20 protein-coding genes are annotated in these 12,725 nt (G+C 34.7%); 1 reads left to right on the forward strand and 19 read right to left on the reverse strand.

The features are described from left to right. The 19 genes from JFU50_RS00520 to JFU50_RS00610 all read right to left on the reverse strand — a co-directional run bounded on the left by JFU50_RS00520 (position 1) and on the right by JFU50_RS00610 (position 12,177). The gene (locus tag JFU50_RS00520) at positions 1 to 1,644 is read right to left on the reverse strand and encodes a terminase TerL endonuclease subunit (RefSeq protein ID WP_201221295.1); all 1,644 of its coding nucleotides are present in this window, start codon (positions 1,642 to 1,644) and stop codon (positions 1 to 3) included. Next, positions 1,641 to 1,943, reverse strand: coding sequence for a P27 family phage terminase small subunit (locus JFU50_RS00525; protein ID WP_201221297.1), 303 nt, complete (start codon positions 1,941 to 1,943; stop codon positions 1,641 to 1,643). The genes JFU50_RS00520 and JFU50_RS00525 overlap by 4 nt, the downstream gene beginning before the upstream one ends. 103 nt (positions 1,944 to 2,046) lie before the next feature. Next, the gene (locus tag JFU50_RS00530; RefSeq protein WP_201221299.1) at positions 2,047 to 2,376 is read right to left on the reverse strand and encodes an HNH endonuclease; all 330 of its coding nucleotides are present in this window, start codon (positions 2,374 to 2,376) and stop codon (positions 2,047 to 2,049) included. Between the two features lie 74 nt (positions 2,377 to 2,450). Beyond that, the gene (locus JFU50_RS00535; protein ID WP_201221301.1) at positions 2,451 to 3,281 is read right to left on the reverse strand and encodes a hypothetical protein; all 831 of its coding nucleotides are present in this window, start codon (positions 3,279 to 3,281) and stop codon (positions 2,451 to 2,453) included. Positions 3,282 to 3,518: 237 nt separating this feature from the next. Beyond that, a complete protein-coding gene (locus JFU50_RS00540; protein WP_201221303.1) occupies positions 3,519 to 3,881 on the reverse strand; it encodes a hypothetical protein in 363 nt (120 codons plus the stop codon). A gap of 261 nt (positions 3,882 to 4,142) precedes the next feature. Next, positions 4,143 to 4,685, reverse strand: a complete 543-nt coding sequence (locus tag JFU50_RS00545) for a tyrosine-type recombinase/integrase (RefSeq protein ID WP_201221305.1) — start codon at positions 4,683 to 4,685, stop codon at positions 4,143 to 4,145. Between the two features lie 260 nt (positions 4,686 to 4,945). Next, positions 4,946 to 5,554 carry a hypothetical protein gene (locus JFU50_RS00550; protein WP_201221307.1) on the reverse strand — a complete coding sequence of 203 codons (609 nt, stop codon included), beginning with the start codon at positions 5,552 to 5,554 and terminating at the stop codon, positions 4,946 to 4,948. A gap of 100 nt (positions 5,555 to 5,654) precedes the next feature. Continuing rightward, positions 5,655 to 6,635, reverse strand: a complete 981-nt coding sequence (locus JFU50_RS00555; RefSeq protein WP_201221309.1) for a DUF2971 domain-containing protein — start codon at positions 6,633 to 6,635, stop codon at positions 5,655 to 5,657. 357 nt (positions 6,636 to 6,992) lie between these two features. Then, complete coding sequence (locus tag JFU50_RS00560) at positions 6,993 to 7,427, reverse strand: ArpU family phage packaging/lysis transcriptional regulator (RefSeq protein WP_201221311.1); 435 nt, start codon at positions 7,425 to 7,427, stop codon at positions 6,993 to 6,995. Positions 7,428 to 7,472: 45 nt separating this feature from the next. Beyond that, complete coding sequence (locus tag JFU50_RS00565) at positions 7,473 to 7,610, reverse strand: hypothetical protein (protein WP_201221313.1); 138 nt, start codon at positions 7,608 to 7,610, stop codon at positions 7,473 to 7,475. Continuing rightward, on the reverse strand, positions 7,607 to 7,936 hold the full coding sequence (locus JFU50_RS00570; RefSeq protein WP_201221315.1) for a nucleoside triphosphate pyrophosphohydrolase family protein: 330 nt from the start codon (positions 7,934 to 7,936) through the stop codon (positions 7,607 to 7,609). Before JFU50_RS00570 ends, JFU50_RS00565 begins: the two co-directional genes overlap by 4 nt. A 129-nt stretch (positions 7,937 to 8,065) precedes the next feature. Beyond that, complete coding sequence (locus JFU50_RS00575; RefSeq protein ID WP_201221317.1) at positions 8,066 to 8,239, reverse strand: hypothetical protein; 174 nt, start codon at positions 8,237 to 8,239, stop codon at positions 8,066 to 8,068. Further along, the gene (locus tag JFU50_RS00580; RefSeq protein ID WP_201221319.1) at positions 8,229 to 8,498 is read right to left on the reverse strand and encodes a hypothetical protein; all 270 of its coding nucleotides are present in this window, start codon (positions 8,496 to 8,498) and stop codon (positions 8,229 to 8,231) included. Before JFU50_RS00580 ends, JFU50_RS00575 begins: the two co-directional genes overlap by 11 nt. Before the next feature lie 151 nt (positions 8,499 to 8,649). Then, the gene (locus tag JFU50_RS00585; RefSeq protein WP_201221321.1) at positions 8,650 to 9,018 is read right to left on the reverse strand and encodes a hypothetical protein; all 369 of its coding nucleotides are present in this window, start codon (positions 9,016 to 9,018) and stop codon (positions 8,650 to 8,652) included. 28 nt (positions 9,019 to 9,046) lie between these two features. Continuing rightward, entirely contained in the window at positions 9,047 to 9,829 is a 783-nt protein-coding gene (locus JFU50_RS00590; RefSeq protein WP_201221323.1) for an ATP-binding protein, read from the reverse strand. Then, positions 9,813 to 10,586, reverse strand: coding sequence for a DnaD domain-containing protein (locus tag JFU50_RS00595; RefSeq protein WP_201221325.1), 774 nt, complete (start codon positions 10,584 to 10,586; stop codon positions 9,813 to 9,815). The genes JFU50_RS00590 and JFU50_RS00595 overlap by 17 nt, the downstream gene beginning before the upstream one ends. A 92-nt stretch (positions 10,587 to 10,678) precedes the next feature. Further along, positions 10,679 to 11,362: a Rha family transcriptional regulator gene (locus JFU50_RS00600; RefSeq protein WP_201221327.1), complete on the reverse strand. Its 684-nt coding sequence runs from the start codon at positions 11,360 to 11,362 to the stop codon at positions 10,679 to 10,681. 281 nt (positions 11,363 to 11,643) lie between these two features. After that, entirely contained in the window at positions 11,644 to 11,910 is a 267-nt protein-coding gene (locus tag JFU50_RS00605; RefSeq protein ID WP_201224985.1) for a group-specific protein, read from the reverse strand. Between the two features lie 9 nt (positions 11,911 to 11,919). Beyond that, a complete protein-coding gene (locus tag JFU50_RS00610) occupies positions 11,920 to 12,177 on the reverse strand; it encodes a helix-turn-helix domain-containing protein (protein WP_201221329.1) in 258 nt (85 codons plus the stop codon). Between the two features lie 182 nt (positions 12,178 to 12,359). Here JFU50_RS00610 and JFU50_RS00615 point away from each other — a divergent pair, with 182 nt between their 5' ends. Then, entirely contained in the window at positions 12,360 to 12,722 is a 363-nt protein-coding gene (locus tag JFU50_RS00615; protein ID WP_201221331.1) for a helix-turn-helix domain-containing protein, read from the forward strand. Positions 12,723 to 12,725: the final 3 nt, after the last annotated feature.

Consider the following 12,725-nt stretch of genomic DNA (forward strand, 5'->3'; position numbering starts at 1 on the left):
TTAGAAGTCTAAACTGTCCATTAAATCTAACGCTCCTCTAATATCCATATCCTCGACTTCATCAGCCCGGTACATAGCATGAACAAAAGCCTGGAAGCCATCTGTTTTACGTCTATGTTCATCTTTCTTGATGTACTCTTTATTTCCATCGGAACGTATTTTAACGGCTACATTGTTCGTATACCAATTCATTAGAGGATTTTCGCCCCATATAATTTTCTGATTTGCAAATGCGTCTTCTATACGTGGTGCCAATAAACTGTGTATAGCTCGTGGGTTTTTGATAATCTCATATTCCAATCCATTCGCTTCAAATAGTGGCCTTAATAAATCCATACGGAAATTATCCGCTATGATTTTAGTTAAAGCATAGGTTTCTTGTTGCTCTAAAAACCAATCGATAATATGTTGCGGGTTAATGGAGGGTTCATCCACTATAGTTAGATGACCTTCTTTAGCCCATTCAAAAATAGGCGGTTTCAACTTCGCAACATCTAAATATCCTTTCCGAGCAAATGAGTGCGTTTTTAAAACATAAGCACCATCCACTCTAAACAGCAAACAACAGGCAGCAAAGTCTTTTATGCTTGCGTAGTCCAACCCACCAACACACATTTTATTTTGCAAGTCTGGGATTGGCCTATTTGTTGCAATGATTTCCTCCCACGGGGCAACAACTTTTTCTAAATTGACCTCAGGGAGATTCATACGTTTCGTCATAAACTCTTCTCTGTTAGAGGGATTATTTACGAGCTGTTTAAACTGAGCAAGCACCTTCTTAAACAACCTTTTAGCATACGTACTCCTTGGCTCACTAAACATTGGATTCGCCTTTTCCCAAAGCCCGGGATCGTCAACCTCCATAGGATCATCTATTTTGCAAATGAAAGGAAATAGAGGGTCATCAAGGTCTTCTCCTTTTAGAATGTTCATGGCACGCTCTTTCATTTTGTCCAAGAACCCTTCACGTACAAATCCATCTGTCCCTATAAAAAATTCCCTAGGATTGTCCACTTTACCAAGACCACTTGAAAATACATTTACGACATCAAAATTTTCGTATCGATGAATTTCATCATAAATTACACAGCCATCACGAAGTCCATCTTTAGAACCTGCATTCGATGTGTGATACTGCAGAATACTCTTTGTATCGTTGCCTGTTATTTCAACCTTCGTTTTATAAAATAAATCATCTAATACCTCATTGGCCTCAATAACATCATAAATTTCCTTAAAGGATGTTTTTGCTTGAAGTTCACTATTTGCAACTATGGAAATATTGTATCTTGGTATCCCATGCAAGGGACTGATGAAGAAATGACTTAAGGCAGAAATAAATCCATTCTTGCCGCCACCCCTTGCCATCATGATTAAAAATTGTTCATAAAAAACCGAATTATCCTCTTTATAAAAAAGAAAAACGAATGCTGCTAAGAACTTCTGAAAAGGCTGTAAGGGAAAATACCATTTCTCAGCAAACTTCACGAAGTCTTCTATAAGCTTTTCGTTGAAATATAAATCATCCCTGATTAGTATATGTTCCTGTAAATACTCCAGTAACATGATGCGCTCTTTATTAAGTTGAATCTTTCCTGACTCGTATAGCTCAATATATTCACTAACATATTTATTCGAGATCAAACCAAATCACTAGCACTATGCTGAGTTTCTTTTTCTATGTCAAATTCAAAAGATTTTTCTATACTCAATAAAGAGGCACTTATTTTTACTTTTTCAGCAATTGCAGGGTTCGGTTTATTAAATTGTTGAGATCCATTCACTACTTCAATCATGGTTCCATGTTTTTTTATATCTTTATCCAAACTATTAAAGAGTTCTATGAGGTTGATGTACCTTTCGACTTTTTCAACTTGCATCCAATCAGTCTGATCAATTTTTTCCATTAGCTGAATCTTTAACTTTCTTACCTTAACTGCCATGATTTCACCCCCCTACTTAAAAAAACAATAATGAATCTGGGAAAACGCCCCCCTCCCCGGTCCCCGGGTTTGAAAAAAATGATGAAGTATTTTAGGGGGGGTACTACCACAACTCATCATCCCAACGTTTCTTTTTTTGTTCACCGAACACTCGACCATGCAACTTGTTATGACAGTTCAGGCAAACTGTTTCAAGGTTGTCCATCACCAAAGCAAACTGCGGATAATATTCGATTTCATATCTGTGATGGACGTTGAGCTCCACACTCTTACGTTCACCTTCTACTTTGATTGAGTCCACATGAACCTTGCCTTCTCGCTTGCACTGCTGGCACTCATGATTGTCACGATCAAGTGCCAGTTGCCTTAAAGCTTCCCAATCACTTGACCGATAGAACTTCTTTTTCTGTTCCCCTGTCTTGTATTCAGCCATCCATACTCCGCCCTCACTTTTCTTTACCAAAATAAAAAGCATCCAATAAATGGATGCTCATAACAAAAAGCTTATCAACCGACGCTTAAATTATTTTTTACAGCTAACTGTTCTTCAATTATCAAGCCTTTTAAATTTTCCAAAAAACTATTTATTTGTTTGGATGCTAAGTATATTGACTTTGCATCATGACGATCAATTAATAGATTAGGATAAATAGAGTTATCATCAATATTACTAACTAATATTCTATCCATAAATATCTCTAATATATTTATAATATCTTTTGGCAACTCTGAGTTCTTTTTAAATCTATAGAAATCTACATCCGATTTAAATAACAAAAGATATTTATAACTTTCTTTTAAGTCTTTTAATTTCAGCCTTGCTTTTACCCCACTTGGCACCTCATTATTGAATCTACTTTCAATATACTTAACCATTTCTTTTTCTTTATCATTTAATGTTAGTTCATAATCCGTCTTCCATATAACTCTATTCCAGTCACTTTTTGATATATATTCTTTATCTAGATTCATATTGTTAGATTCAAATTGTAAATAATTATGTTTTTCTGATATTGGCAAATGGAGCAGTGTTACTTTTTTTATAATATCATTATGATTTATATATTCATCTAATTTACCTAATAAATGATTGGTTTCTTTCATTTCCAGATTAATCATTTGTTGACTAGTTATTTTCAGGGTTCCCTCACTTATTTCTACGACACGTTTGTTTACTATATAAATATAATAAGTTAATACCCCCATCACTATAACGTTAACCAATGAGATAAATAATGTAAATGTGGATCCTGTCTTACCGGTTCCTACATCAATTAATAAAGTAACAAGGCCAATAGAAAGAAAAAGTATCAAAAAACCGTTAAACTGTTTGCCCATTTAAATCATCCTCTTTGTGTAGAATCGTCTAGTTAAGGATTCAATATTGTCGTTAGAAAAAAACACCCTCGAAAGGATGCTCTTATCAATTCATTTATTTGATCCGTTACTCTTTATCCCTATGTGAAGTATTCAACCTTACTTCAATTTCTGGATTATGAATTTTGTAGATAAACTTCCGAGTGTGAACCCTTCTATATGAATCAATTAAATTGACATACAATTCCACTTCATAATTTATCTTATATTTTTTTCTATTAACAGCGCTGATAATCGATTATGAGGAATTCCAAATTCAAAGTTTTCTGAAGGATACAAAGTTTTTTCAATTCTTTGCCCCAGTACTGAGTTAATAGAATCTTTTCTTTTTAATGAAATATACATTCCTAATAAAGTAATGTTTACTACACCTGTATTTATAAAATGAATATATGCTTTATCTGAGATTCCAATAGCTATCTTTCCCTTTGGTGTAGTATTTCTTATTGATAACCATATAGTAACAATCAACGTGATAAAAGTAGCGATTACAACAAAAATATTTGTAATTGCAGAAATAGCATTCCAATTAATATCTGGATTGTTTAATATCTTGATCATTAATTCACCCCAAAATCATTTTACATTATTGACCAAGTTATATAAACAGAATTAATGACTTTCCTTTGCTTTTTCGATGTAAAATGTCACAAAAATACCCCTTTGAATTAGTTAAAATCCAGATTGTGTATAATTCACACGCACCCTTCTAACCATACAGTCACAAAGGATTTCCTTGTCTCTGAAAATGAATTGAACAACCGTCAGGTTGAAGCGAATTAAAAAAGAGAAAAAAAAATCAGTGAACTCAAAAAAAGGAAATCACCAATCAATTTTCCCCTGCATTTTATTTAGTTCATCTTGTTTAATTCCAATATAGATTAAGGTTTCTCGTTGGTCTGTATGATTGAGAATCTGCTGAAGGGCTACGACATCGTTGAATTTCTTGTAATGATTATACCCATAAGTCTTTCGAAGGGAATGGGTCCCGATTCGTTCAAGTCCGAATTCTTCAGCCAACCGGTTCAATATCACATAGGCCATTCCTCTTGTAATCGGTTTATTTTTCCCATTACGGCTTTTGATTAAATACTCACTCTTGGGCTTGTCTTTCACATAGCTCCGAATCGCCCGTTTTAATTCATTGGACATCTTCACTTCCTTATGTTTATCCGTCTTTTTTTCCTTTAAGACGATGTCCCATCCTAATACATCCCTCACTCGTAAACGAAGAATATCAGAGATACGCAAGCCGGTATGGATCCCAAGCAAAAACATGATGTAATTTCGTTCATTATTATTTTTCAGGAAATCTTTCATTTCCTGAAGCAACACCTTATTACGAATGGGTTGGACGACGTTCATCCGATACACCCCCTTTTTAAAGTTGAAGGACAAACAACACATTGTTAGCAGCCTTTAATCATTTATTAATATAGGCTCCACCCTTTCGACGCCTATAAATATCCCTGGTTTCCCCTCTTAGTTCCCGTGATTCTCGTTCGCTGAACTTTTCTTTCCTGAGTCTTTCAAGGTTCTTCCTCTCCTGCTCGGGAGTTATCTTATAAGGTTTCATCGTTCTCACCCCGATAAAAAAAGCACCCAATTTAATGGATGCTTCTTCTTTAAAGTTTTTCAATAGACTCCAAAATTTCATTTAATGTCTCTTCCTTTGTTTCCCCACTCGTATAATCTCTGTATACTTTATCATGACTAGTCAAGTGGATAGCCCAACTTTGTAACAGCGCTAAATATGTGTCATCTATGTGATTTAAGCTACTTTCTCTACCCACATATCCATTTCCCGCTCCGAACGTTTCGAACCTCACCGCATATGGTTCATTTAATGCTTGTTTAAAGGGGACTAAATGTAAATAACCATCGAAATCAATTACTAAACAATTATTGTAGTTATCATCACCGGCCAAAAGTACCTTTTGCAATTCCGCTTTGGTAATATACGATTTTTTCGGTTTGCCTGTTCTGTGGGGACGAATTCTCACAGTAGGGTCGATTAGACCACTGCTTGTTGGATTTACTTCTACTCTTTTCCCATCAACTTCAACAACGGTTTGGTTTTCTTTCCATTGTCTAGCCTCATAATAATCATCAAATGTATAATCATCATCAGATAATTCTTTTTCATGCTGACCTTTGAATTCTTTAAATGAACCATCTTTCTTCAACCTGTGTGTGGTAAAAATCATTTTATAAACATCAATCGTATATTTCATTAGAACTCCTCCTTATAACCTATAACTTCGACAAAAAGGGACTAATTTCCTGCAAATAAAAAGCACCCAAATTAATGGATGCCTTTGTAGTCTTATTTAATTACTCACCTAATACTTCATCATAGACAAGCTTAAATTCGTTACTACTCATTTTCATTTGAAAAACTGATATCCCCTTACTTTTTGCAATATCTATAACATGGTTTTTATCTTTTTCACTAATTTTTGCTCCTAAATATATTGCTTTCGGCTTTACTATTCGTCTATTAAAAGATTCATTTTTAGATCCTAAGTTAAAAATCAGTCTCCATTCCTTTTCATATGACCAATCCATAGATTTTGATATACCACAGTAAGTTATAAAAAGAGTATTTAAATTCTCCTTACCTTTTTTTATGTAGTCAGCAATGTCGAATAATTTATTAGTGTAATTTACAGGATGAAGACATCGAGTTAAGACATCATTCTCCTCACATTGTTTTAAGTTGTATTCGATACAAATACCTGTGTGATTATATGCATAGTGACTCCACATAAGAATGGAATTTACTTCTTCACTAAAACACGAAACAAATGTACCCTTTTGAAATTGACTTATCATTCTCTTACTGTAATCTTCATGTAGATTCCCTAAATTATCTAATATTTGAGTTACTACGCTTTCTATTTTTTCAGTGTCTCCATTAATTATAGGTAATTTTGAAAAGCTTTCTGTTAACAAATCTTTATAAGATTGATATTTCACATTTTCTATTCCATCTTTATTATCTTCAAATTTTATTCCATGCTTCTTTAATACTTCTGTTATTTTTTTAAGATGTTCTTCATCATCTTTCATACTATCGTACATTGCGTTCTCTTGACTTACTTGTAAAGCACAATCATAGGGATCATTAAACTCTGTTGCTTTAGTTAATCTAATTGTATCATTAGATAAATTATCAATCGAAAAATTACTCACTGGTCTATATTTAAATAACGAAGGAGGTATGTTTTTGAATTTTATCCTCATAGCCTCTTCCAATTTAACATCAGACCTATTAACGGGAAACATTAATTTTCTATACTCATCTTTCCACATAATTCAAATACCTCACTTTCGTCAATTAATTCGACAAAAGGTACTGTTTTTCCTGCTAATATTCACTCTAAACTAGGCACAAGACTTTACAATCACATATATGTGTTGTGGATCATGTATTTCTGTATGCCTAGTTTACAAAGAATATAAAATAGTTTGGCCTTGCCCAACCCCATGCGTGTTGGTACTACAAGGACAATCCATTTAGACAAAGAAAGACGGCCGCCTTGCAAGGAGCAGCCGCCCTATCACCAAAATTGCCCTTTCATTAAGGGTGATTTTTAATTTTCCATACTATCATATTACTACCTTAAAACTAATAATTCATGTCGTTTTTACGGTCAAATTACGGTCAAATTATCCCACATTATTTATTAATCCGAATGCTTCAGCAACAATTGCGACCATTTCTCTTTTTGCCCGGTAATATGTCTTGTCTGTTAATTCTAATTCGTTATAAACCTCTACATCTCTTTTGCCTAAAATGTATCGATCTTCCCATATATATTGTTGAATGGGTTTTAAGCTCTCGTACACTAGATGCAATTTCCTTTTGGTCCTTTCGTATTCCTCTATCTCAAACTCAGTTATTACTGAATTTTCTACTGAGCTATAGAATTGATTCCCCCGTCGAATTTCTGATGGCTCAGGGTTTTGAGTCAGTCTTGGTTCGAGATCCATTTTCTTGCTCTCTATAATCGCATCCAAAATCTTATATCGACTCATTAGCTTCTCAGCCTTGCGTTTAACTTCTTTATTGATGGTTGTGTTTAAGAATGATAGTTGGTTCATATAATTCCTCCTTCACTATCCATTAAAACTGTTCAGTCACAATAATTACTCTCCCATCTCCACAAGTGAGTCTAAATAATAAAACTCTAATTCTTTAATACTCATTTTTTCGAAATAAACTCTGCTGTAATTCATTTTCATGATTAAAATCTCTATAAGGAAATCTCGATCCTGTTCGTTCATTTTTCATCGACTCTTCGGATGCTTGCCTCTTTAGAAAAACCACCTGGGTACCTAAGCATTAGTTTTTCGATATTGGTGTTCGCCACTTCTTCCAATGTCCATCCGTATATAGTCGCCAATCCGGTTAAATAATGTAATACGTCACCCAGTTCTTTTTTGATCGCTTGAACATCCCTTTTGTGACCATGGAATACCTCTTTCTTGATGATGTCCCCACATTCACCAGCTTCCCCCGTAAGTCCTAATGCATAGTTCGCTAATACTTTTCCATCATAAGTTTCTGGCATTGTTCTTTTTGATAATTGTTGGTATTCGTTAAAATTCATTTTCCATATTCCCTCTCGTCCAGTCCTTTTAGTGCTGCTTCTCTATATTCAGTGAACCGTCATTTAAATGCTTGTAGTATTCGAAAATACCTCTTTTTCTTAGCACTTTAGTTTTTCTGCTACCGTCCCTCATGTTCTGCCTAACGCCATGGCAACGGTTTCTGATTTATCAATGGATTCATATTTACAAAGGTACTCTATATCTTCTTCGCTCCATAAGGTCCCTTGTTTATCATGAAGTTCAGGATTGTATATAATCCGACCACAGTTATAGTATTCAACTTGGATATCCTCAATTTGCATTCTGATTAACTTCCAGCAGCCCTTTTAAATCCCGGTCAATAGTTAGCAAGGCTATTTCAACAGTAGGTCGGCAAAAATGCTGAGAAAGCTCTAATACAGTCGCACCTTCATTGAACATCAGGTCGAATTCCATAATTTCTGATTCATCCCAATACCAGTCGATATCTTCGTCCTCAAGCATGATATAGACGTTATAACACTTGCTGTACAGATATTTCTCTTCTGTATTCTTGATTACAATGCTCTCTGCATTTCTCATCCCTCTCCCTCGCTTCCTTCAAGAGTTTTTCAAGCTGTGGTTTTCTCGTAGTTTCCCAGTCTAGAAGGCAGGAGCAAGGAGTGATCCACTCCAAGCCCTCGCCTATTTTATTTGAGGTTTTTCCTAATCCGTAGCATTTAGCGCACATACATTAATGCCCTATTACAAAATCAACTAAGTAATCACATTCAACTTCTTTAGTTCTACGTATTAATGGATTTTCAGAACGAATTAAAGATTTGCTTGCCCATCTATATGTGTTCGGATACTTTTCTTTGTTTTCAGCTAAGGAATATTCCCAAACCTTGTATTCCTTTGCTTCACTGTCAGGAGTGCTATCACAACCACTATCGCACCAACGCTGATGTATTTCTTCTGATAATTCATCACTATCATCTGTTACAAAAAATCTTTCATAATATTCGTTATAGGCAAGATAGATTTTGTCGTTGATATCCATATCAGAAGCAATTCTTTTCACTTCTCTTAAAGCGTCAGATGAACCATCAAATTTTTTCATACTAACCTTCCTCCCTCATAATTTGTGTTTACCAGCCCTGTGTCCGATAATCCTTACCTTCCATCTCAACCAACCGTGTACCCTTCATCATTCGGCTTACAATACGACCCCCATGTGTGCCATATTTGGACGATAACTCTTTTGAGGATAGATTAGTCGTGAAAACTTTAGGCTTGTCCAGACGCGACGTTATGATCTGAAACAGGATTTCCGATGCCCAGCTTTCTTTGCCCTTTTCCTGCTTCACGTATTCGGCCCCTATATCGTCCAGGATTAATAGGTCTGCTTCCGCACATAATCTATAAACATCTGATTCTGAAAAACTCGAGTCATTGTAAGATTGCCGTATCATTCTCAGTAAAGAAGGCGTGTCGATGAAAATAACCTTCTTCCCTAGATCCTTTAGGTACTTGGCAATGGAGTGCGATAGGTGAGATTTTCCTATTCCATAACTGCCTTTAAGCAGCAATGAATGAAATCTAGTTAAGTTCTCAAAGTTTTCTGCAAACCATAGGCATTTTTTTAGAGCATCCTTTTTGCTGTTGTGATCAGGTATGTAGTTCTCGAAGGAAGCTGTCTGTATGTCTCCAGGTATGAGACTGTAGCGTTCGAATTGCTGAATGATATTTAAGTTCCTATGCTGGTCCATCTCATCTTTAAAGGCTGTCATCTCCTTTTCTAACGCTTTATTCTCACAAGTTAGGCAATCACTTATTTCTTCGCCTTTATGATTTTTTACTATCGGTACAGTGGAACCGCAATTATCGCAGGTTCTCTGTCCGACAACTTGAATTTTAGAAAAGGTTGTCAATGTAGCTTTCAGGCTTTTCAGGAGTAACGCCCCCTTTACGTCTCAATTCATGAGATTGAACATCATTAATCGTCTTTAGGTTAAGGTTGTTCCAGTTTTTAAGGATTGCTTCGATATAGCTCCAAGTTCTTTTGTTTTGGGCTAATGCTCGTTTCATAGCTTCTATTACTACTTCTGGAGATAAGTCTTCTTCCCATACTCCTATGCTTTGAACAAGGAAAGGAGAAATGACTCCGAAATTTTCTTGGTAGAAGACAACCGCGTTGATATTATTATTTTCTTTTTCTTTTTCTTTTTCTTTTTCTTTTTCTTTTTGTCCACGTATCGTCGACGTATCGTACACGTAACGTGAAAACTCATTAGAAATTGATTCGTTTGGGATGTGATTCATGATCTCCAAGAGCAAAGTTTTATCTTTAACCTGTGATAATTCCTTCTTCACACAATCAATGACAGGCTTTCCAGCTTTGTTCAGATTGTATTTACCCCAATGGATGATAGCCATTTCTCTTGTCTTTTCGTTGTACTTCACAAGTTTGTGCATATTGATAAACCGTTCGAGAAGGCTGCTGATTGATTCCGTTGAATAACCTAAATCAAAGGCCATTTGTTTTTTGGTTATTTGATATACTCCTATTTGGGTAGTGTTAGGATTGGATAGTAAGTATAAATAAAAGAATTTATCCTCTGGAGTCATTTCCTCTAAAACTTTTGGATCTTGCCAAAACTCAACATGAATGTGTCTGTATTTTGCCAATATATTTCACTTCCTTGATATAAAACTTGTCCTGCATGATATAATATTATTAGAATTGTTTTTTATGGGCCGATGTTGGTAGCATCGGTTTTTTAAATTAGTGGTCTCCATGTTTTTACCCACGATAACACTTCATCAAATTCCGAATCCTTTACATCCTTATAGCTAGTTACCATGAATGCACGATGTAAATTAGAATGAAGATTGGAGTAAAGTTTACGTTTTGAAAAATTCTGCTTTGTTTCTTCGATACCCCACAATTTACCTATTCGAATATTAATTTGTGACTGTATAACACTTTGTTTAGCGTGATCTATGGTCATTTTGTTTTTTAAGATGTCTTTAATTTCAGCAACTTCCTCTTTCAACACTCCAACTTCTTCAGAGGTTTCAAGGCTTAATTTCATTGATGCTTTCAATTGTTCTTTTGCCGTAAGTACCCTTGGACCTTTTAACTTATTCTCCATTTCCTCGAACTTGGTTACGTAAGCAGCAGTAAAAAGCACCCCTTTTTCACCAGTCATTTTATTAGCCACCATGTGGCAGCCTTTACGAGTTAATAAGAAACGGCTGTATTTTTGGTTGTTATCATTCATATAATAACTTTCTATAAAGAAGTTGGCAGAATCCAAATTTGGATTCTGATTAATATCAATTACATCTTTATATACTGCGATATCTCTTAAAAGATGCGCATGCTTTTTTCCAACCATTTCAGCAACTTCCCTACTATCTACAAGCAACTGACCATTTTGTTGAATAATTTGAATTTCCATTACTTGTCCTCCTTTTCTGAAGCCGATATATTTTGTAAGGCTTCAATATCCCCCTTGAACATTAATTACTTGATTTTTGACTTTTAACATAAGCACGGTATATTTCCATATAACGGTCTAACTCAGACATTGATAACCATTCTTTGGATTTAATTTTCAACTCACTCACCTCCCTTCAATCGCCCTTCTGTTAATGAGCTCCCACACATACATCCAACTAAAAATACGAGCAGAGTGAACAATCCATAAACCATAATTTCATCCAATGAGTTAACCTCCTTTTAAGATGATTTACGCTCAATCCATACTAATAAAAAATCTCTTGTCTCCTTGGCTGGAAAATACCATTTGCCCCCAACCTTCCTTTTAGGAAAGTCTGGATCGAAGAAGAACTCTTTCTGAATTGTGTTCCAAGACATACAAGTTCTTCTTTCCAGTTCTCTTGCGTCCCAAAAGACCAGTTCAACATCTATCTCTTTCATTTTTTCTTTTATTTCGTCAAGATAGATTTTTTTGAATTCTACTTCATCGATTTGAACATTTAAAATATGATTACCTCATTTCATTCGTTCCTTTATAGGAACGTTTACTTCAAAAAAAAATCCACTTGGAATGCCTAAATGTTCAGACATAAGCCTTGCTTCCTGTAAAGAAAAATCTCCTCCCGTACCATTCAGCTTTTGATTGACTGCACTTTGGCTCTTCTCAAGTAAGACACCAAGCTCTTTTTGAGAAATATCGTTTTCTACTAAGTAAGCCTTAATCTTCCTGTAAGGTTTATGTCTACGAGAGGTGCTTTGATTGATGTTTGCCATTTTTTCACCTCACTCTCAATTCGTTCCTTTTAAGGAACACCTTTAGTATAGGTTAATAAATTTTATATGTCAACGAATAATATTCCTTTTAAGGAACGAATTTTATATAATACATTGCATTATAGGAACGAATAAGTTAGTATATTAGATATGAATAATATAGAAGAAGGAGAATCTAGTTTATGTACTCATTTGGATCTATTCTTAAAAATTTGCGAACTTCAAAAAGAATTAGTATCGAACAATTAGCAAAACAGATTAATGAGAAATATGAAACAAAAATTAGTAAAAGTATGATTTCAAGATATGAAAATAATTTAGCAGAACCTAAAATGGATATAATTAGAATTTTCGCTGACTTTTTTGATGCATCACCAGAATATATAATGGGCATAACCGAAGATGAATCTTCTATAGAAAACAAAAAAAATTGCAAAGCAATTGAAACTATAGCAGCTCACTTGAATGGAAAAGAAGTTACAGAAGAAAAGATGAAAGATGTTTTAAAATACATTGATTTTATCTTCCAAGACGATAACAAATAAGGG

It is taken from the genome of Peribacillus sp. TH14, from assembly GCF_016651145.1.
Classification (GTDB): Bacteria; Bacillota; Bacilli; order Bacillales; family DSM-1321; genus Peribacillus; species Peribacillus butanolivorans.